Genomic DNA, 18,660 nt, shown 5'->3' on the forward strand with positions numbered 1-18,660 from the left:
TATCGGTCGTATCTGTGTGAAATCGCACCTTCATAGAGCAGCCTTGGCTCGCATCGGCAATATTCACCATCAGCCATGTTGCAAATCATCTACATCGACGAACACATCGTTGCCATCAACAAGCCGGCCGGCCTGCTCGTCCACCGCACGGCGCTGGACGCTCACGAGCAGCAATTCGCACTGCAGATGCTGCGCGATCAGTTGGGGCAGCAAGTCTGGCCGGCCCACCGGCTCGACAAAGGCACTTCGGGCTTGCTGCTGTTTGCGCTCAACGCCGAAATAGCCTCGCTCTTGGGCCAAGCCTTCGAGCAAGGCCTGAACAAAAAACGCTACCGGGCGCTGGTGCGCGGCTGGCCGGTTGAGAGCGGGGTGATCGAACACCCACTGGCGCGCGACCCCGAGCTGCCCTCGGCCGGCCAAACCATGTTGAGCGCGCGCACCGACTGGCGTTGCCTTGAACAGATCGAGTGGCCGTTCAGCGTCGAAGGACGCTTTGCCAGCAGCCGTTACGCCTTGGTTGAGGCCAGCCCGCTGACAGGCCGGCGCCACCAGATCCGCCGCCACCTCAAGCACATCGCCCATCCCATCATCGGCGACACCACACATGGCAAGGGCGCGCACAACCGCGCCGTGGCTGCTCATCTGGGCCTGCAACGTTTATGGTTGCATGGGTTGGAACTACAGATCGCGCACCCCGTCAGCGGCGCGCCGCTGCTGCTACACGCACCGCTGGGCGAGGAATGGCAATTGCTCAAAAAGGCTTCGCCGACAATAGGCCCATGACCTCATCACCGACCTCACCCCAAACATGAACCGCGGCATCGTTTATGCCGCCCTCGCCTATCTGGCCTGGGGTTTGTTCCCGCTCTACTTCAAGCAGATCGCCCAAGTGCCTTCGCTGGAGGTGGTCATGCACCGCACGCTGTGGTGTCTGGTCTTTATGCTGGGGATCCTGGCTTTCACGAAACGCTGGGCCTGGTTGGGCGAACTGCGCCGAACCCCAAAGGTGCTGGCGGCCTTCATGCTGTCGGCCTTGCTGTTGTCGGTGAACTGGGTCGTCTACGTCTGGGCCGTGCAAACCGACCATGTGCTTGACGCCAGCCTGGGCTACTTCATCAACCCGCTGGTCAATGTGGCGCTAGGTTTTGTGTTCCTGCACGAGCGCCCGCGCCGCTTGCAATGGGCCGCCGTCGCCATGGCCGCTGCCGGCGTCTTGTGGCTGACGCTGCAGACCGGCCGCCTGCCCTGGGTGGCGCTGGTGTTGGCGATCAGCTTTGGCTTTTACGGCCTGCTGCGAAAAATCGCCAAGCTCGGCGCCTTGGAGGGGCTGACGCTGGAAACCCTGATGCTGACGCCGATCGCGCTGGCCGCTCTGGCTTGGTGGACCTGGACGGGTCAGAGTGCCATTTCGGCGGCCGTCAACCAAGGCGAAGTCGCGACGATGGGCTGGCTGCTCTTTGCCGGTCCGCTGACCGCCATACCGCTCCTGCTGTTCGCGGCAGGCGCGCGCCGCATTCCGATGGCGACGCTGGGCCTGCTGCAATACATCTCGCCCTCGCTGCAGTTCATGCTGGGCGTGTGGCTGTACCACGAGCCCATGCAGCCATCGCGCCTGCTCGGCTTTGCCCTGATCTGGTCCGCGCTGCTGATTTACAGCCTGGAAGGCTGGTGGGTCAGCCGGCGCATGACCCAGGCTTAAAACCTCAACTGGGCAAACGCATCATGTAATCGAACGCGCCCAGTGCCGCCTTCGCCCCGTCACCAGTCGCGATGATGATTTGCTTAAAGGGCACCGTCGTCGCGTCGCCCGCCGCGAACACGCCGGGCAGCGAGGTCTGGCCCTTGGGGTCGACAATGATTTCGCCATGCTTGCTCAGCTCGACCACGCCCTTCAGCCACTCGGTATTGGGCACCAGGCCGATCTGCACGAACACGCCCTCCAGCTCGATGTGCTTGGCCTCGCCGCTGACCCGGTCGGTGTAGCTCAGGCCGTTCAACTTGCCGGCCGCGCCGGTGAACTCGGTCGTTTGGGCGTTCACATGAATCGCCACGTTAGCCAAACTCTTGAGCTTGTTGACCAGCACCGCGTCGGCACGCAAGGCCTCACCAAACTCGATCAGAGTGACCTCTGCAACGATGCCGGCCAGATCGATGGCAGCCTCGACGCCAGAATTGCCGCCGCCAATGACCGCCACGCGTTTGCCCTTGAACAGCGGGCCGTCGCAATGCGGGCAGTAGGCGACGCCCTTGTTCTTATACTCCTCTTCGCCGGGCACGCCGACATGGCGCCAGCGCGCGCCGGTCGACAGGATCACCGACTTGGCCTTCAGCGCGCCACCGTTGGCTAGTTTGATCTCGATCAGGCCGCCCGGCGTCGTCGCTGGGATCAGCGCTTCGGCGCGTTGCAGATTCATGATCTCGACGTCGTACTCCTTGACATGCGCTTCCAGCGCGGCGGCGAATTTCGGCCCGTCGGTCTCCAGCACCGAGACGTAGTTCTCGATCGTCATCGTGTCATTGACTTGGCCGCCGAAACGCTCAGCGGCGATGCCGGTGCGAATGCCTTTGCGAGCGGCGTACACGGCAGCCGCAGCGCCGGCCGGGCCACCACCGACGATCAGCATGTCGAAAGGCGCCTTCTCGCTCAGCTTGGCCGCATCGCGGGCGGCCGCTCCGGTGTCCAGTTTGGCAACGATCTCTTCGACGCTCATCTTGCCGGCACCGAACACAGCGCCGTTCAGGTAGATGCTGGGCACGGCCATGATTTCGCGCTCGTTCACCTCGTCCTGGAACAAGCCACCGTCGATCACCACGGTCTTGATCTTGGGGTTCAGCACCGCCATCAAGCTGAGTGCCTGCACCACGTCCGGGCAGTTGTGGCAGGTCAAGGACATATAGACCTCGAAGCTGAATTCGCCGTCCAGACCCTTGATCTGCGCAATCGTCTCGTCCGACACTTTGGGCGCGTGGCCGCCGACCCACAGCAGGGCCAGCACCAGGGAGGTGAACTCATGGCCGAGCGGGATGGCGGCAAAGCGCAGCTTCATGTCAGAGCCGATGCGATTCAGGCTGAAGGACGGGCGGCGCGTGTCCTGGCCGTCGGTCTTCAGCGTTATCTTGTCGGACATGGCCGCAATCTCTTGCAGCAGGTCCAGCAGTTCGGCCGACTCGGGCCGCTGATCCAGGCTGACTTCGATTTCAAACGGCAGCGTGACGCGCTCGAGGTAGGCGTGGAGCTGGGTCTTCAGATGGCTGTCCAACATGGCGGTTCTCCTTGGGGTTTAAGCGTGACTAGGCAAAGTCACATTGAAAACACCCTGGTCGCGGCCGGGACGCTTTCAGCGTGGCTTGAAGTCCAAGCGTTGCGCTGGGGAAAGTGCAAGCCCTCCCGGGCCTGCAACTTCGACAAACATTTGATCGAGGCGACCTAGTCAGTTGGGGACAGAGCTACTCGCTGACGCTCGATCGGTCTGTCCCGCAATTCATTAGATTTTGCCAACCAGATCCAGCGACGGAGCGATGGTCTTAGAACCTTCGTTCCACTTGGCTGGGCAAACCTGGCCTGGATTGGCGGCCGTGTAACGGGCGGCCTTCAGCTTGCGCAGGGTTTCCTTGACGTCACGGGCGATTTCGTTCGAGTGGATCTCGGCGGTCTTGATGATGCCGTCTGGGTTGATCACGAAGGTGCCGCGCAGCGCCAGACCTTCTTCTTCGATGTGCACGCCGAAGGCGCGGGTCAGCTTGTGGGTTGGGTCACCCACCAGTGGGAACTTGGCCTTGCTCACAGCAGGCGAAGTCTCGTGCCAAACCTTGTGCGAGAAATGCGTGTCGGTGGTGATGATGTAAACCTCGGCATCGGCCTTCTGGAATTCGGCATAGTGCTCGGCCGCGTCTTCCACTTCGGTTGGGCAGTTGAAGGTGAAGGCCGCTGGCATGAAGATCAGCACCGACCACTTGCCCTTCAGCGACTCTTCGCTGACGGTGATGAACTTGCCGTTGTGAAAGGCTTCGGTCTTGAAGGGCTGGACTTGGGTATTGATCAGGGACATGGCAATTCCTTTTGGGTTGAATGAATGAAAAGCAAAACTAACGAACAAGTGACACGGGAGAAAACTTGCTATGACCGAATCATATGGGCAGCCACGCCTTCGTAGTTTTGATAAATCAAATCACTGTCATTGCCTGAGCCTATTGGCGAAGGCTATTCGCTCTGCCGAGGCGATAGCCACAAAACCGTCACAAGGTCTCCAGCGCCAGCAGTTCCTCGACAGTCTGGCGGCGGCGGATCAGTCGCTCAGTCCCTCCCTCCACCATTACTTCGGCCACCAAAGGCCGGCTGTTGTAATTGCTGGACATAGATGCGCCATAGGCTCCGGTGTCGTGGATCAGCAGCAAATCACCGACCTTGGCTTGTGGCAACTCGCGCGGCTCAACCACCCCGCCATCGCTTTGCGTAAAAACATCGCCAGATTCACACAGCGGACCCGCCACAACCGTGGGCTGCTGAGGGCGCGGCGTGCCATCGGCCGGGATCAGGCTCATCGCGTGATAGCTGCCATACATGGCCGGCCGCATCAGCTCGCTGAAACCGGCGTCCACCATCACAAAGTGATTGCGACCGGCGTCCTTGGTGGCGCGCACTTCGGTGATCAGCACGCCGGACTCGGCAACCAGATAGCGCCCCGGCTCGATCTCCAAGGCCAGCGTGTGGCCGAGCAGTTCCTCGGCTTGCTTGCGGGCCGCATCCCAAAGGCCGAAGTAATGGGCGGTGTCGACGCTGGCATCCCCTTCGCGATACGGTGTCGACAAGCCGCCGCCGCTTGAAATCGCGTGTAAATCGTGGCCGGCCGCATGCACCTGCTTGACGAAACCGACCATCGCGCCGCAGACCTCGGACAGATGGCCATAGTCGACACCCGAGCCGATATGCATATGCAGGCCGACCAGCTTCAGGCCATGCTCACGCACGGCGGCCAGGGCGTCCAGCAGCTCGGTATGCCAGATGCCATGTTTGCTGTGCTCGCCGCCGGTATTGGTCTTGTTGCTGTGGCCATGGCCGAAGCCGGGGTTGATGCGCAGCCAGACCGGGTGGCCGGGCGAGGCCTGACCCAGCTGATGCAACATATCGATCGAGCCGGCGTTGACGGGAACATGGTGCTGAACCACGGTGGCCAGCGTCGCATGGTCGAACAGATCGGCGGTGAAGACGATCTCAGACGGCGCCGCTTCGTCCGTGCTGCCGGCGACAAAGCCAGCCGCCAGCGCGCGCAGAATTTCCCCGCGCGACACCGCATCGACCTTGACACCCTGCTCGCGCATCAACCGCAGGATATGGGTGTTGGAGCAGGCCTTTTGGGCAAAACGGATGGTGTCAAAAGCGCCCAAAGCTTTGATTCGCGCTCGGATGGTGTCGGCGTCATAGACCCAGAGCGGCGTGCCGAAACTGGCGGCAAGCGATTGGATGCGGGCGGGGGTTAGGGTGGCAGCAGGCATGGGAGAAGATTCCGGCAAAAGTGATTCAAACAATGTGCGCAGCATGCCTGCACTGAGCCATTCTCGCCAATGCTATATTTTTGACTATCAATTCATATCTGATATGGTTCAGCATGAGCCTCAGCATCACCCACCGACATATCGAAGTCTTCCGCGCCGTCATGACGGCTGGCAGCGTGACCGAGGCCGCAGCTTTGCTACACAGCTCGCAACCCACCGTGAGTCGCGAACTGGCCCGGCTGGAATACCTGCTCGGCTATGCCTTGTTCGAGCGCGTTCGTGGCCGCCTCAAAGCCAATGCCCGCGCCCTGGCTTTGTTCGACGAGGTGCAGCGCAGCTACCAGAGCTTGGATCACATTGCCGACCGGGCTCGCGCCTTGGGTCGGGCAGAACAGGCAGTGCGCTTGTCGGTGCTGTGTCTGCCGGCGCTCAGCCATGCCTTGTTGCCGGGCACCTGTGCCGATTTCATAGCCCGGCACAGTGGCGTGCAGCTAACTGTCACGCCGCAGGAGTCGCCGCTACTCGAAGAATGGATGAGCGCCCAGCGCTTTGACCTGGGCTTGACCGAGCAGGTTCACCAGGCGCCGGCCGGCACCCAGTTGCTGCCGCTACTGGCGATGGACGAGGTCTGCATCTTGCCGGCAGGCCATGCGTTGCTGGCCCAGTCGATGCTGACGCCGGCTGATTTTGAGGGTTTTGACTTCGTCAGCCTGTCCGCCGACGACCCCTACCGGGCTCAGCTCGACGCGATCTTTGCGCAGCAAGGTGTGAGCCGGCGTCTACGCATGGAAACGCATAGCGCAGTGGCCGTGTGTGCAATGGTCAGTGCCGGTTTGGGCCTGGCCATCGTCAACCCCTTGACCGCCTTGGCGCTGGCCGGGCCGCAGTTGCATCTGAGGCCGTTCAGCGTGTCGGTGCCGTTCAAGGTGGCGGCCTTACTGCCGCTGCACAGGCCTGCTCAGCCGTTGGTGGGCGAGTTGATTGAATGCCTAAAGCGAGAAACTGAAAATCTGCAAATTCGCTTTACTGGCGCGGCAAACTAGGTGCGCGCTACGCGCCTAAGCCGAATGGTTGTGACAAGGGACGTATCGCAATGCGATAACGGCGTTGCCCAATCACAGCCTTGGCGCTTCAGCGCCAAGCCGCGCAAAGCGCGGGCTTATGCGCGCTCTATGCGCGCATAAGCGCTGTGATTGTGTATGGATTCAAAATTCTCAACATCCACCGCATAACGCCCGATCCGCGCGTCAGCATTCAGTCGCAAGGCCACATCCCGCACCAGGTCCTCGACGAACTTGGGGTTCTCATAAGCGTGCTCGGTGACCCATTTCTCGTCGGCGCGCTTGAGCAGCGGCCAGAGTTCACTAGAAGCACTTTCTTCGGCGAATCTGACCAGTTCCAGCCAGCTGATGGCCACACCACTCAGCTCCGCCCGGATCGTCACCAAGGAACGCTGGTTGTGCGCGCCGTAGTCCGAGATCTCTTTCGAGCAAGGACACAAGCTCTTCACCGGCACCGCCACTTCGGCCCACACCGAGGTCAGTCCGGCGCGCGTCTCGGAGATCAAGGCGCCCTGGTAGTCCAACATGCTCTCAATGCCGGACACCGGCGCACGCTTGCGCAAGAAGAAGGAGAAACGTACCTCGATGCGGCCGTCCTGCGCCTCCAGCTTGCTCAGCATCTGGCCATGCAGTTCGCGCAAGGACTCCGCTGTCAGCGGCGCGTTCAAAGCGTCCAGCCAGGCGACGAAGCGGGACATATGGGTGCCCTTCTTCTCGGCTGGCAGCGCCACATCCAAGGTCCACAGGCCAACCGTCGTTTGCGCCTGCTTGCCGACCTGAATCTGCAGCGGATAGCGCACATCCTTGACGCCCACGCGCTGGATCAGCAGATGCCGCTCATCGCGCTCGCTTTGGGTGTCGGGGATGTGCAGGGCGCTGGTGACTTGATTCATGCTGAAGAAAATGGACCGTGGATACTTGATTAAGGCAAGGCGCCCAGCATGCCAGCTTATGCCAAGCCCTGCCGCCGCAAGGACTTGATTGATGGCTACTGATTCGCGGCCGGCCGCACCAAACTTGGCCGCGCACCAAAGCGCTTCAAGATGGATTGCTCGATACCTGCGGCATCCAAACCGCAGGCACTCATCAAACTGGCAACGTCGCCATGCTCGATGTATTCATCCGGCAAACCGAGTTGCAGCACTGGCAAATTGAAGCCAGCCGCTTGCATCGCCTCCATCACGGCCGAACCCGCGCCGCCCATCACGCAGCCGTCCTCGACCGTCACGAACGCATCATGCGTGCGCGCCAATTCGGCCACCAGAGCCTGATCCAGCGGCTTGACGAAGCGCATATTGGCCACCGTCGCATCAAGTTGCTCGCCCGCTTGCAAAGCCGGATAGAGCAAGGTGCCAAAGGCCAGTATGGCAATACGCGGCGTGTCTTGACCGGGGCGCGCCTGCACCTTGCTGGACTCACGCCTAATCTCGCCGCGCCCCCAGGCCTGTGCCGTCATTTCTTTCTCCAACGCGACACCTGCCCCGGCGCCACGCGGATAACGTACCGTCACTGGGCCATTGTGTTGATAGGCGGTGAACAGCGCCTGGCGGCATTCGTTCTCGTCGGCCGGCGTCAGCACGGCCATATTCGGGATGCAGCGCGTGAAGGCGATGTCGTAATTGCCGGCATGCGTGGCACCGTCGGCACCGACCAAACCGGCCCGGTCCAAGGCAAACACCACCGGCAGATTCTGCAGCGCCACGTCATGAATCAGCTGGTCATAGGCGCGCTGCAAAAAGGTCGAATAAATCGCCACCACCGGCTTCAAACCCTCACAGGCCAAGCCGGCAGCAAAGGTCACTGCATGTTGCTCGGCGATGCCCACATCGTGATAGCGGGTCGGGAAGCGCTTGTGGAACTCCACCATGCCGGAGCCCTCGCGCATCGCCGGCGTGATGCCGACCAAGCGCTTGTCCTGCTCGGCCATATCGCACAGCCACTCGCCAAACACTTGGGTGAAGGTCGTTTTGGCCGGTGTTGCAGATTTGACAAAACCAACCGCAGGATCAAACTTGCCGGGTGCGGCGTGGTACTTGACCGGGTCAGCCTCGGCCAGCTTGTAGCCCTGACCCTTCTTGGTCACCACATGCAGGAATTGCGGGCCTTTTTTGGCGCGCAGATTCTCCAGCGTAGGGATCAAGGCATCCAGGTCGTGGCCGTCGATCGGACCGACATAGTTGAAACCGAACTCTTCGAAAATCGTGCCAGGCACAACCATGCCCTTGGTGTGCTCTTCGAAACGGCGGGCGAACTCATACAGCGGCGTGTTCTTCAATACCGACTTGGCACCTTCGCGGGCTGAAGAGTAAAAATTGCCGCTCATCAAACGCGCTAAATACTTGTTCAACGCTCCGACTGGCGGGCTGATCGACATATCGTTGTCGTTCAGAATCACCAGCATATTGCCCAGCAGGCCGCCATGCGGCACGCCGGCATTGTTAAGTGCCTCGAAAGCCATACCGGCGGTCATCGAGCCGTCGCCGATGATGGCCACGGCTCGGCGGTCTTCACCCTTGATCTTGGCTGCCATGGCCATGCCATGCGCGGCGGAGATCGAGGTGCTGGAATGGCCGGTACCGAAGGTATCAAAAGGACTTTCATCACGGCGCGGGAAGCCGCTGATGCCGCCCAGATGCCGGATCGTTGCCAGTTGTTCGCGCCGCCCGGTCAAGACCTTGTGCGGATAGGTCTGGTGACCCACATCCCAAACCAAACGGTCTTCCGGTGTATTGAACACGTAGTGCAACGCTACTGTGAGTTCGACCGTACCCAAATTGGAGCCCAAATGTCCACCAACCTTGGAGTTAGACAAGGTGTCCAGCACATAGGCACGCAACTCACCGGCCAGTTTGACCAATTCGCTGCGCGGCAAGCGGCGCAGGTCAGCCGGGCTGTCTATCGTTCGCAAGAGGGGGTAATTCATCGCTGGGCCAGCTTTCAGTTATCGCGCTCAACGACCATATCGGCCAACATACTCAACCAATCGGTATTGGGCAAGCCGCTGTCTGCCAACGCTTGCTGCGCCTGGCAGCGCAATTCTTGCGCCAAGGCCCGCGCCGGCGCCAAGCCCATCAGGCTGACATAGGTCGGCTTATTGGCGTCTTGGTCCTTGCCTGCCGTTTTGCCCAACACGTGCGACTCCTGGGTGACGTCCAAAATATCGTCAACGACCTGAAACGCAAGTCCCAGGGCCGCGCCGTACTCGGACAGCGCCGCTGTAGCCTGGGCCGAAGTCGCAGCACAGGCTGCACCCATCATCACGCTGGCTTGCAGCAGCACACCCGTCTTGCGTCTGTGCATATCGCGCAAAGTGACCTCGTCGAGTTGCAAACCCACGCTGGCCAGATCGATCGCCTGGCCGCCGGCCATGCCAGCATGGCCGGCGGAACGGGCCAATAGCGCGCACAACCTTGCCTGCAAGGCCGGCGCCACGCCGGTGTCGGGCGTCAACACATCAAAAGCCAGGGCCTGCATCGCGTCACCGGCCAACATCGCCTGCGCCTCTCCGAACTGCACATGCACGGTCGGCTTACCACGGCGCAACACATCGTCGTCCATGCACGGCATATCGTCATGCACCAGCGAATAGGCGTGAATCAACTCCACCGCACAGGCGGCGCGCATGGCGGCCTCGCGGTCGCCGTCAACCGCCTCGCAAGTGGCCAGCACCAACAGCGGCCGCAACCGCTTGCCGCCATCAAGCACCGCGTAGCGCATCGCGACGCCCAGCCCCACTGGTGCATCAATCGGCACAAAGCCGTCGAGCGCCGCCTCACAGGCAGCGAGCGAGCGCTGCATCCATTCTTCAAACTGACAGGCATTCACGCTCAGGACTCTCCCCATTGTTTCAATTCCTCACCCTCCAGCACCTTGACTTGTTGTTCTACGGCCTGAAGACGCGAGCGGCAAAATCCCAGCAGTTCTGCCCCACGTCGGTAACTCTCGAGTAACTGATCCAGCGGCAATTGGCCCGCTTCCATAACGGCCACGAGCCGTTCCAACTCACCGAGCGCATGCTCGTAGCTGATGGAGGCTGCTTGTGCTGTACCTGCTGCCTCTTTCGAGGCGGCTTTGGCGCTTGTGCTGGATCTGGTCATTGCATTCTGCAAAAGCGGCGATTGTAGTCAGTGAGACCATGACGACTGTCACAAGGCCACCACGCTCACCCAAAAGGGCATATTGACAACGCGCAACACGGCTTTTCGTCCACTGGGTACAATCGCGCCCTTTCTGGATCCACTTTTGATGGCTATCCAGCTTTTATTGTTTCGCGAACCCGGCAGCTGATTGACACCAGGCCGGCACAGGAATCCTGCCGCTTCGCAAGCGGGTCAGCCCCAAACTCAGCCTGCCAGGTCCGAGGAAAAGGGCGACTGGATTCTCGGAGAACCGACTGGATCATGTCCGACCTGAGTATTTCCCTCTCAGCGCTTGAACGCAGCAAGACGCAGTTACCGGTAAGTTCATATTTTGATGAGACCTTGTTCCGACAAGAACAGGCGCAACTCTTCCAGTACGGCCCACGCTATCTCGGTCACGCTTTGGCCATCCCCGAGATCGGCGACTTCTATGCGCTGCCGCAAGAAGGCGAAGGCAGGGCCTTGATTCGTACGCCCACAGGGCTTGAACTGATCTCTAACGTTTGCCGACATCGCCAGGCCGTGATGCTGCGCGGTCGCGGCAATACGCGCAGCCATATCGTCTGCCCGCTACACCGCTGGACTTATGACCTCAAAGGTGAATTGGTCGGCGCACCGCATTTCGAGCAAGACCCTTGCCTGAATTTGAACCGCTACAAGCTGCGCGAATGGAACGGCTTGCTGTTCGAGGACAACGGTCACGATGTCGCGGCCGAGTTGGCCAATCTGAGCGCTGCGGCCGAACTGGACTTTTCCGGCTATGTGCTGGACAAGGTCCATGTGCACCAATGCGACTACAACTGGAAGACCTTTATCGAGGTCTATCTGGAGGACTATCACGTCGGCCCCTTCCATCCTGGTCTGGGTCAATTTGTCACCTGCGACGACCTGACTTGGGAAATGGGCCGCCACCATTCGGTGCAAAAAGTCGGCATCCACAAAGACTTGGCCAAACCGGGCTCACCCGTCTACGAGCGCTGGCACGAGCAAGTGCTGAAGTTCGGCGGCGGCGAGACACCCAGGGCGGGTGCCATCTGGTTGACCTATTACCCTCACATCATGGTCGAGTGGTATCCGCATGTCTTGGTGGTGTCTACACTCTTCCCCAAGGGGCCGCAGCAGACCGCCAATATCGTCGAGTTCTACTACCCGGAAGAAATCGCTGCCTTCGAGCGCGACTTTGTCGAAGCCCATCAGGCCGCCTATTTGGAAACCTGCGTCGAGGACGACGAGATCGCGTTGCGCATGGATGCCGGGCGGCGCGCCCTGCTGGAGCGCGGCGACAACGAGGTCGGCCCCTACCAAAGTCCGATGGAAGACGGCATGCAGCACTTCCATGAGTGGTACCGGCGAGAGATGAACATCAAGGCTTGAACGCTTTCAGCCCAACGCGCCCCGCTCAGCCTCGCTGCCGGGGCGTTTTTCATGGCATGGCCATAATGCTTTCAGTCAACTCAGGCCAAGGCATCATGAACAAGACAAACTACCGGACACTCATCTCGGTGTCTCAACTGCAAGACCTGACCCTGGGCGGGCAGCCTCCGCTCTTGATTGACGTCAGCTTTGACCTGACCGACACCGAAGCCGGCCAGGCCGCTTATGCCCTGGCGCATTTGCCCGGCGCCCATTACTTGCACCTAGACCGTGAACTCAGCGGCTCCAAAGTGAATGAGCAGGGCCAGTTTCGAGGCCGCCACCCACTCCCAGAGCGGGTCGACTTCGCGCGTCGCCTCGCCGAACTCGGCCTGCACCCGGGCCAGCAAGTGGTCGCCTACGACGGCCAAGGCGGCATGTATGCAGCCAGGCTTTGGTGGATGCTGCGCTGGCTGGGCCATGACCAAGTGGCGGTGCTGGACGGCGGGCTGCAGGCGTGGCTGGCAGCGGGCCTGCCCATGAGCATGGCCACCCCGACCGCGTTGCCGACCGACTTTACTGCTCGCGAATGCCTGTCCCCCAGTCTGAATGCCGACCAGTTGCAGATGCGTCTGGGTCAAGTCAGGTTGATCGACGCGCGGGCGCCTGAGCGCTTTCGCGGCGAGGTCGAACCCCTGGATAAACAAGCGGGCCACATCCCCGGTGCCAGCAACCGTCTGTTCAAGAACAATTTGCAAGCCAATGGTTGCTTCAAGAGCGCAGACGAGTTGCGGGTTGAATTCACAAGTTTGCTGGCACCGCTGGCGCCCTCAGACATCGTCCACCAATGCGGCTCTGGGGTAACCGCTTGCCACAATCTACTGGCGATGGAATATGCAGGCTTGACCGGATCAATGCTCTACCCCGGCTCCTGGAGCGAATGGTCGGCCGACCCGCGCCGCCCCATCGCCAAGGGCTAGCTGCTGACGGCCTTGGGGGATGGTGCCCACCCTTGATATAGCGCAAGATAGCCGCGCCCTCGCGGCATCACACTGCAGACTATTTCAACGGAGGATTGTCATCATGTTCAAGCGAATTCTTGTTCCCACCGACGGCTCTGAAATCAGCGCCAAGGCTCTCAACACCGCCGTCGGCATGGCGCGGATTCACGGCGCTACTTTGTATGCCTTGAGCGTCAAAGAGCCCTTCCCTTACAGCGCCGTGTCCGAGATGCAGCCGACGCCACCGCAAGAGTTTTTTGATGTGCAGGAGCGCATCGCAGCGGCGCGCGTCAAAGAAGCCATGGACGCAGCCGCAGCCGCCGGCGTCGCCTGCGAAGGCCATACCGTTGAGGCCTTGCATGCGTGGGAGGCGATCATCGAACACGCCAACAGCAACCAATGTGACTTGGTCGTTATGGCTTCGCACGGCCGGCGCGGTGTGCAGGCCTTGCTGCTCGGCAGCGAGACTCAAAAAGTGCTGACGCACTGCACGACGCCGGTCTTGGTCGTTCGTTAAATTCCGCAGGCGGTCGCTAAGGCAGACTCAATGGCCGTGGTGTGAAACCGCCACGACCAGCAAGACCAAGCCCAGTCCGCCACCCAGCCAGGCGAGTTGCGCAGCAGTCTCGCGCCAGGGCAGACGACGCTGCAACTGCGGAATCAAATCCGCCACCGCCACATAGATAAAGCTGCTGCTGGCGGCCACCAGCAAATAGGGGAACAAGCTTTCCCAGGGGCCCACCAGAAAGTAGCCGACCACGCCGCCCATCACCGCCGCCAGGCCCGACAGCGCGTTGAACAACAAGGCTTTCGAGCGCGAAAAGCCGGCATTCAGCAGCACGATGTAGTCGCCCACCTCTTGCGGAATCTCATGCGCAATGATGGCCAATGAGGTCACCAAACCTAGATAGGGGTCGGTCAAGAACGCCGCCGCGATGATGATGCCGTCACAGAAGTTGTGAATGCTGTCGCCGACCAACACGCTGACGCCGCCCTTGCCCGCCTGCTCAACGTCAAAGTGGTGATGATGGTGATGGCCGTCGCCTTCATGGTGATGGGTATGGCGGTACAACTCGGCCTTCTCCAGCAAGAAGAAGAACATCAAGCCGCCCAGCAAGGTCATGAACAAGGACTGCGGGCTGGCGCGCCCATCAAAAGCTTCGGGCAAGACCTGCAACAGCGCCGTACCCAGCAGGATGCCGGTGGACAAGCTGACCAGATGTTTGACCACGCGGCCCAACAGGCTCACGGTCAGGCTGGCTGCGATCAATACTGACAAGAGCCCGCCGGCCAAGGTCGCCAGCACGATATAGAGAAGAGTCATGTTTTTCCAGTGAACTGCAGGCCCAAACTAGAACCGCGCCCAGTCGGCGCGGTTCGATCGGTTCAGGCAGCCGCGCATCGCGCCGGCCGAAACCGCATCTTATCAACCGTGTCAAGCGCCTCGCCGACGCTGCGATCAAGCGCAGGCTGTTGTTATCCGGCGCAAGCGCCCATGCGCCGGCATGAAAGCATGTCACTTGTCCCGAAATTGACTTCATTTCCACCGACAATCGCGCGCATGAATTTGCCCGCTATTGCCTTGAGTTCCGATCTAGCCGCACCACTCGCCGCCATTGACATGGGCTCCAACAGCTTCCGACTGGAGATCGCGCACATGCCGCGCGGCCAGTACAAGCGCCTCGAATACCTGAAGGAAACCGTACGCTTAGGCGCAGGCCTCGACGCAGAGGGCATGCTGACCGAAGCCGCGATGCAGCGCGGCCTCGATTGCCTGGCTCGCTTTGCCAAGCGCCTGAACGGCTTCCCGGCCGTACGCGTGCGGGCCGTAGCCACACAAACGCTACGCGAGGCACGCAACCGCAACGCTTTTTTAGAGCGTGCCAAGGAAACCCTGGGCTTCCCGATTGAAGTGATCTCGGGGCGCGAAGAAGCGCGGCTGATCTTTGCCGGGGTGGCGCGCATGCAGCCCTCCAACTTGCCGCGCTTGGTGATCGACATCGGCGGGCGCTCGACCGAGATGATTCTGGGCAAGGGCCGCAAGCCGCAACGGGCCGAATCTTTTCAGGTCGGCAGCGTCAGCCTGTCCTTGCGCTTTTTCCCCGAGGGCAAATTCACTGCAGACGCCTTCCGTGCGGCGCAGGTCGCAGCCGGCGCCGAGTTGGAAGAAGCCCTGACGCTGTTCAAGCCCGCCCTGTGGCAGGAGGCGCTGGGCTCCTCGGGCACGGTCGGCGCGGTGGCGCAAATTCTGGCCGCCAGCGGCGTCACCGATGGCCGTATCACCCAAGCCGGCCTGCGCTGGTGTATCGAGCAGGCCTTGGCTGCGGGCAGCATGGACAAACTCAAGCTGGCGGGCCTGAAGGAAGACCGCCGCGCCGTGGTCGGTGGCGGGCTGTGCATTCTCTACACCTTGCTGACGCAGTTCGGCATCGATGAGTTGCTGCCGGCCAAGGGTGCGCTGCGCCAGGGCGTTATCTTTGATCTGATCGAGCGACTGGAGGCCGAAAGTGCCGCCGCGCTGGGCCTCACCGCGCTGGACATGCGCGACGCCTCGGTGGCCGGCCTGCAGCGGCGCTTTTCGGTCGATTTGGAACAGGCCGGCCGTGTGCAAGCAGTGGCCGAAGCTCTGCACCAGCAGTTGCTGCCGCGCGCGGACGCCGAACGCAAGCGTGAACTGAGTTGGGCGGCCGCCCTGCACGAGATCGGCATGATGGTCTCTCACCACGACCACCACCGCCATAGCGCTTATTTGTTGGCCCATGTGGACGCGGCCGGTTTCTCCCAAGACCAGCTCAAGCGCCTGGGCGACCTGGCCCTGGGTCAGCGCGGCGGCCTGCGCAAACTGGATGGTTTACTGGAAGATGAGGGCCTGCTCTGGCAGTTGCTGAGCCTGCGTCTGGCCTTGATCAAATGCCATGCCCGCAGCGAAGTCAATCCACTGGCCATGCGCCTGAGCCGGCAAGGCCGACGGGTGCAATTGACGCTGGCCAAAGGCTGGGCCGCCGATCACCCCAGAACCAACTTCTTGCTGCAAGAGGAAGCACTGGCCTGGGGCCGCAGCGGCATGTTGGAGCTGACGATCGCTTAAAGAAAATCGGGCGCCTGCATCGCCTGCAGCAGCACCTCGGACTGCCCGTCGCGCAAGCGCGAGCGCAGCCACCACACCGCACCTTTCTTGACCGCCCAGGCTTGATCATGGCCGGTCAGCAGCAGCGAAGCCAGCAAACCCAAGGTGGGCTGATGACCGATCAACAGCGTCGGTTCGGTCGCATCCGGCCAGCGCGCGGCGGCCAGCAGATCTTCGACGCTGGCATCCGGCGCGATGCTGGGCACGATACGGAATTCGCGCCCCAAGGCCTCGGCCGTGCTGACGGTGCGCTGCGCCGGGCTGACCAGCACACGTGTGCTGGCCGTCATGCGCTGGTTCAACCAGGCTGCCATGCGCTTGGCCTGGCGCTCACCCTTGGGCGTCAGACAACGCTGCAGGTCGGTGCCGCCTTCGCGCAGCAATTCGGCCTCGGCATGACGCCACAAGATCAAGTCCATTGCGCCAGCCCCCTCAATTCTCTAAAAAGCGCCGCATCAAGGCCTGCTGAGCACTGATGCCGCCGTCGCTGACTCTTGTGGATCGCCCATCCGGGCCGAGCTGCCAAGCATCCAAGGTGTCATACAAATACGGCTGCAGCGCTTCGTCAATGACGCGCTGGCGCAGCTTGGCATCCTGCACCGGCCAGGCGATCTCGATGCGGCGGAACATATTGCGACTCATCCAGTCGGCACTGGACAAGTACAAGGCCTCATCCGCGTCCGTCTTGCCCCAGCGGAAATAGGCGATCCGCGTGTGTTCCAAAAAGCGCCCCACCACCGAACGCACCACGATGTTGTCGCTGATGCCAGGCAGACCGGGCGGCAACATGCAGGCACCGCGCACAATCAAATCGATCTTGGCCCCGGCCTGCGCCGCTTGCAAGAGACCGTTGATCAACTCGGTGTCGGTCAAGGCGTTGATTTTGACGACAATGCGTGCCGGCAGACCTTGCCTGGCCGCCTGCTCAACCTGTGCCAGATGCTCAAGCATGCTGCTGTGCAAATTGAAAGGTGCCAGCAAGAGTCGGCGCGGCATCTTGATCTTGCCCAGCGAAGCGAGTTGGCGAAAGACCGAATCGGCATCCGCAGTCAGATCAGCGTCAGCGGTCAAATAGCCCAAATCGGTGTACAACAAGGCCGTCTTGGGGTTGTAGTTGCCGGTCGACAAGTGGGCATAACGTTTGAAACGATTACCCTCACGACGCGTGATCAACATCAGCTTGCCATGCGTCTTGAAGCCGACAATGCCGTACACCACCTGCGCGCCCACGGCCTCCAGGCGTTCGGCCCAGTTGATATTGGCCTCCTCATCAAAGCGCGCCTTCAGCTCGACCACCGCCATCACTTCCTTGCCGCGCCTTGCCGCCTCAATCAGCAGGTCCATCAAGACCGACTTGCTGCCGGTGCGGTAAATCGTGAGCTTGATGGCCATCACCGCCGGGTCCTCGACCGCCTCGCGCAAAAACTGCACAACTGGATCGAAACTCTCGAAGGGGTGGTGCAGCAGCACATCGCCCTTGCGTATGCACTCGAAAATCGACTTCTGGCGCGGCAATCGCCACTCCGGCCAGACCGGTTCATGCGGCACAAAGCGCAAATGCGGCGCGTCGGTCTGGTCGATCAGCTCATTCAAGCGCACCAAATTGACGGGGCCGTTGACACGGTAGAGTGCCGCGGCCGGCAACTCGAACTGCTCAAGCAAAAAATCCGCCAGTTCGGCCGGGCAGCTGTTGGTGACCTCCAGGCGCACAGCGCGCCCGAAGTTGCGCGTCGTCAGGCCAGAGCGCAGCGCGTGACGCAGATTGGCAATTTCTTCCTCGTCCACCTCCAACTCCGAGTCGCGGGTGACGCGAAACTGCGAGAAGGACTCGACCTTGCGGCCCGAGAACAACTCCTCCAGATGCGCCCGGATCACACTGGTCAGCAAGGCAAAGGCCTGCTGACCATCACTGAGCATGGCAGGCAGCTTGATCACGCGCGGTAACACCCGCGGCACCTTGACGATGGCGATGCGGTTGTCGCGCCCGAACGCATCCTTGCCCGACAGGCGCGCGATGAAATGCAGCGATTTATTCGCCACTTGCGGAAACGGATGCGCAGGGTCAAGGCCTACGGGCACCAACAGCGGCCGTACCTCGCGTTCAAAATACTTGGCCACCCATTGCCGCTGTGCATCGTTGCGGTCGGCATGGTTGAGGATGACGATCTTCTCGGCCCGCATCTTGGGGGCCAGCTGCTCATTGAAGATCGCATATTGCTCGTCGATCAAGGCATGGGCGGCGCGACCAACCCGCTCGACGTCGCGGCTATTGATCGAAGATTGCGGGTCGCGCGCGGCGTCCAGCATGTCGGCAAAGCGCACCTCGAAGAATTCATCGAGGTTCGAGGACACGATGCAAACATAGCGCAATCGCTCCAGCAGCGGCACGTCGGCCCGCTGCGCTTGCGCCAGCACCCGCCGATTGAATTCAAGAATGGCTTGCTCACGGCTGAGCAAGGTGGTCGGCTGGTTGATTAGGGTCATCA

17 protein-coding genes are annotated in these 18,660 nt (G+C 61.3%); 7 read left to right on the forward strand and 10 right to left on the reverse strand.

Translation table 11 applies throughout. The features are described 5' to 3' along the window. The first annotated feature begins 75 nt into the window (after window positions 1-75). Window positions 76-783: a pseudouridine synthase gene (locus LNV09_RS09335; protein WP_263556827.1), complete on the forward strand. Its 708-nt coding sequence runs from the start codon at window positions 76-78 to the stop codon at window positions 781-783. A 25-nt stretch (window positions 784-808) separates the two neighbouring features. Then, window positions 809-1,699, forward strand: a complete 891-nt coding sequence (rarD, locus tag LNV09_RS09340; RefSeq protein WP_263556828.1) for an EamA family transporter RarD — start codon at window positions 809-811, stop codon at window positions 1,697-1,699. A gap of 4 nt (window positions 1,700-1,703) precedes the next feature. Here the strand turns inward: rarD and ahpF are convergent, their stop codons facing one another. From ahpF to lysA, 3 genes are all read right to left on the reverse strand, one after another. After that, on the reverse strand, window positions 1,704-3,263 hold the full coding sequence (gene ahpF, locus LNV09_RS09345; RefSeq protein WP_263556829.1) for an alkyl hydroperoxide reductase subunit F: 1,560 nt from the start codon (window positions 3,261-3,263) through the stop codon (window positions 1,704-1,706). Between the two features lie 222 nt (window positions 3,264-3,485). Beyond that, complete coding sequence (ahpC, locus tag LNV09_RS09350) at window positions 3,486-4,049, reverse strand: alkyl hydroperoxide reductase subunit C (RefSeq protein WP_263556830.1); 564 nt, start codon at window positions 4,047-4,049, stop codon at window positions 3,486-3,488. Window positions 4,050-4,236: 187 nt separating this feature from the next. Beyond that, entirely contained in the window at window positions 4,237-5,493 is a 1,257-nt protein-coding gene (lysA, locus tag LNV09_RS09355) for a diaminopimelate decarboxylase (RefSeq protein ID WP_263556831.1), read from the reverse strand. A 113-nt stretch (window positions 5,494-5,606) separates the two neighbouring features. Here lysA and LNV09_RS09360 point away from each other — a divergent pair, with 113 nt between their 5' ends. Further along, complete coding sequence (locus LNV09_RS09360) at window positions 5,607-6,536, forward strand: LysR family transcriptional regulator (RefSeq protein WP_263556832.1); 930 nt, start codon at window positions 5,607-5,609, stop codon at window positions 6,534-6,536. 116 nt (window positions 6,537-6,652) lie between these two features. On the opposite strand, the gene folE2 is transcribed toward LNV09_RS09360, so the two are convergent. The 4 genes from folE2 to LNV09_RS09380 form a co-directional block, all read right to left on the reverse strand. Beyond that, window positions 6,653-7,447, reverse strand: a complete 795-nt coding sequence (gene folE2, locus LNV09_RS09365) for a GTP cyclohydrolase FolE2 (RefSeq protein WP_263556833.1) — start codon at window positions 7,445-7,447, stop codon at window positions 6,653-6,655. A 95-nt stretch (window positions 7,448-7,542) separates the two neighbouring features. Continuing rightward, on the reverse strand, window positions 7,543-9,477 hold the full coding sequence (gene dxs, locus LNV09_RS09370) for a 1-deoxy-D-xylulose-5-phosphate synthase (protein WP_263556834.1): 1,935 nt from the start codon (window positions 9,475-9,477) through the stop codon (window positions 7,543-7,545). 14 nt (window positions 9,478-9,491) lie between these two features. Further along, complete coding sequence (locus LNV09_RS09375) at window positions 9,492-10,352, reverse strand: polyprenyl synthetase family protein (protein ID WP_263557175.1); 861 nt, start codon at window positions 10,350-10,352, stop codon at window positions 9,492-9,494. Between the two features lie 29 nt (window positions 10,353-10,381). Next, entirely contained in the window at window positions 10,382-10,651 is a 270-nt protein-coding gene (locus LNV09_RS09380) for an exodeoxyribonuclease VII small subunit (RefSeq protein WP_263556835.1), read from the reverse strand. A 303-nt stretch (window positions 10,652-10,954) separates the two neighbouring features. Here LNV09_RS09380 and LNV09_RS09385 point away from each other — a divergent pair, with 303 nt between their 5' ends. The 3 genes from LNV09_RS09385 to LNV09_RS09395 all read left to right on the forward strand — a co-directional run bounded on the left by LNV09_RS09385 (window position 10,955) and on the right by LNV09_RS09395 (window position 13,564). Then, complete coding sequence (locus LNV09_RS09385; RefSeq protein ID WP_263556836.1) at window positions 10,955-12,067, forward strand: aromatic ring-hydroxylating oxygenase subunit alpha; 1,113 nt, start codon at window positions 10,955-10,957, stop codon at window positions 12,065-12,067. Between the two features lie 95 nt (window positions 12,068-12,162). After that, on the forward strand, window positions 12,163-13,026 hold the full coding sequence (locus LNV09_RS09390; RefSeq protein WP_263556837.1) for a sulfurtransferase: 864 nt from the start codon (window positions 12,163-12,165) through the stop codon (window positions 13,024-13,026). A 103-nt stretch (window positions 13,027-13,129) separates the two neighbouring features. Next, a complete protein-coding gene (locus tag LNV09_RS09395; RefSeq protein ID WP_263556838.1) occupies window positions 13,130-13,564 on the forward strand; it encodes a universal stress protein in 435 nt (144 codons plus the stop codon). 27 nt (window positions 13,565-13,591) lie between these two features. On the opposite strand, the gene LNV09_RS09400 is transcribed toward LNV09_RS09395, so the two are convergent. Beyond that, on the reverse strand, window positions 13,592-14,371 hold the full coding sequence (locus tag LNV09_RS09400; RefSeq protein WP_263556839.1) for a ZIP family metal transporter: 780 nt from the start codon (window positions 14,369-14,371) through the stop codon (window positions 13,592-13,594). 237 nt (window positions 14,372-14,608) lie between these two features. Between LNV09_RS09400 and ppx the strand changes: the two genes are divergently transcribed. Then, window positions 14,609-16,135, forward strand: coding sequence for an exopolyphosphatase (gene ppx / locus LNV09_RS09405; protein ID WP_263556840.1), 1,527 nt, complete (start codon window positions 14,609-14,611; stop codon window positions 16,133-16,135). On the opposite strand, the gene LNV09_RS09410 is transcribed toward ppx, so the two are convergent. Together LNV09_RS09410 and ppk1 are read right to left on the reverse strand one after the other, a co-directional pair. Beyond that, complete coding sequence (locus LNV09_RS09410) at window positions 16,132-16,593, reverse strand: SixA phosphatase family protein (RefSeq protein ID WP_263556841.1); 462 nt, start codon at window positions 16,591-16,593, stop codon at window positions 16,132-16,134. The two genes, ppx and LNV09_RS09410, sit on opposite strands and share 4 nt — an antisense overlap. 13 nt (window positions 16,594-16,606) lie before the next feature. Next, entirely contained in the window at window positions 16,607-18,658 is a 2,052-nt protein-coding gene (gene ppk1 / locus LNV09_RS09415) for a polyphosphate kinase 1 (protein WP_263556842.1), read from the reverse strand. Window positions 18,659-18,660 lie beyond the last annotated feature (2 nt).

The organism is Paucibacter sp. B2R-40, assembly GCF_025717555.1.
Taxonomy (GTDB): domain Bacteria; phylum Pseudomonadota; class Gammaproteobacteria; order Burkholderiales; family Burkholderiaceae_C; genus Paucibacter_A.

Bases quoted from the DNA above. Each gene is read 5' to 3' on its own strand.
- LNV09_RS09360 (WP_263556832.1), top strand. From the start codon at position 5,607: ATGAGCCTCAGCATCACCCACCGACATATCGAAGTCTTCCGCGCCGTC.
- LNV09_RS09410 (WP_263556841.1), bottom strand. From the start codon at position 16,593: ATGGACTTGATCTTGTGGCGTCATGCCGAGGCCGAATTGCTGCGCGAA.
- rarD (WP_263556828.1), top strand. From the start codon at position 809: ATGAACCGCGGCATCGTTTATGCCGCCCTCGCCTATCTGGCCTGGGGT.
- lysA (WP_263556831.1), bottom strand. From the start codon at position 5,493: ATGCCTGCTGCCACCCTAACCCCCGCCCGCATCCAATCGCTTGCCGCC.
- LNV09_RS09385 (WP_263556836.1), top strand. From the start codon at position 10,955: ATGTCCGACCTGAGTATTTCCCTCTCAGCGCTTGAACGCAGCAAGACG.
- LNV09_RS09390 (WP_263556837.1), top strand. From the start codon at position 12,163: ATGAACAAGACAAACTACCGGACACTCATCTCGGTGTCTCAACTGCAA.
- LNV09_RS09395 (WP_263556838.1), top strand. From the start codon at position 13,130: ATGTTCAAGCGAATTCTTGTTCCCACCGACGGCTCTGAAATCAGCGCC.
- ppk1 (WP_263556842.1), bottom strand. From the start codon at position 18,658: ATGACCCTAATCAACCAGCCGACCACCTTGCTCAGCCGTGAGCAAGCC.
- dxs (WP_263556834.1), bottom strand. From the start codon at position 9,477: ATGAATTACCCCCTCTTGCGAACGATAGACAGCCCGGCTGACCTGCGC.
- LNV09_RS09335 (WP_263556827.1), top strand. From the start codon at position 76: ATGTTGCAAATCATCTACATCGACGAACACATCGTTGCCATCAACAAG.
- folE2 (WP_263556833.1), bottom strand. From the start codon at position 7,447: ATGAATCAAGTCACCAGCGCCCTGCACATCCCCGACACCCAAAGCGAG.
- LNV09_RS09380 (WP_263556835.1), bottom strand. From the start codon at position 10,651: ATGACCAGATCCAGCACAAGCGCCAAAGCCGCCTCGAAAGAGGCAGCA.
- ahpC (WP_263556830.1), bottom strand. From the start codon at position 4,049: ATGTCCCTGATCAATACCCAAGTCCAGCCCTTCAAGACCGAAGCCTTT.
- ahpF (WP_263556829.1), bottom strand. From the start codon at position 3,263: ATGTTGGACAGCCATCTGAAGACCCAGCTCCACGCCTACCTCGAGCGC.
- LNV09_RS09400 (WP_263556839.1), bottom strand. From the start codon at position 14,371: ATGACTCTTCTCTATATCGTGCTGGCGACCTTGGCCGGCGGGCTCTTG.
- LNV09_RS09375 (WP_263557175.1), bottom strand. From the start codon at position 10,352: ATGCAGCGCTCGCTCGCTGCCTGTGAGGCGGCGCTCGACGGCTTTGTG.
- ppx (WP_263556840.1), top strand. From the start codon at position 14,609: ATGAATTTGCCCGCTATTGCCTTGAGTTCCGATCTAGCCGCACCACTC.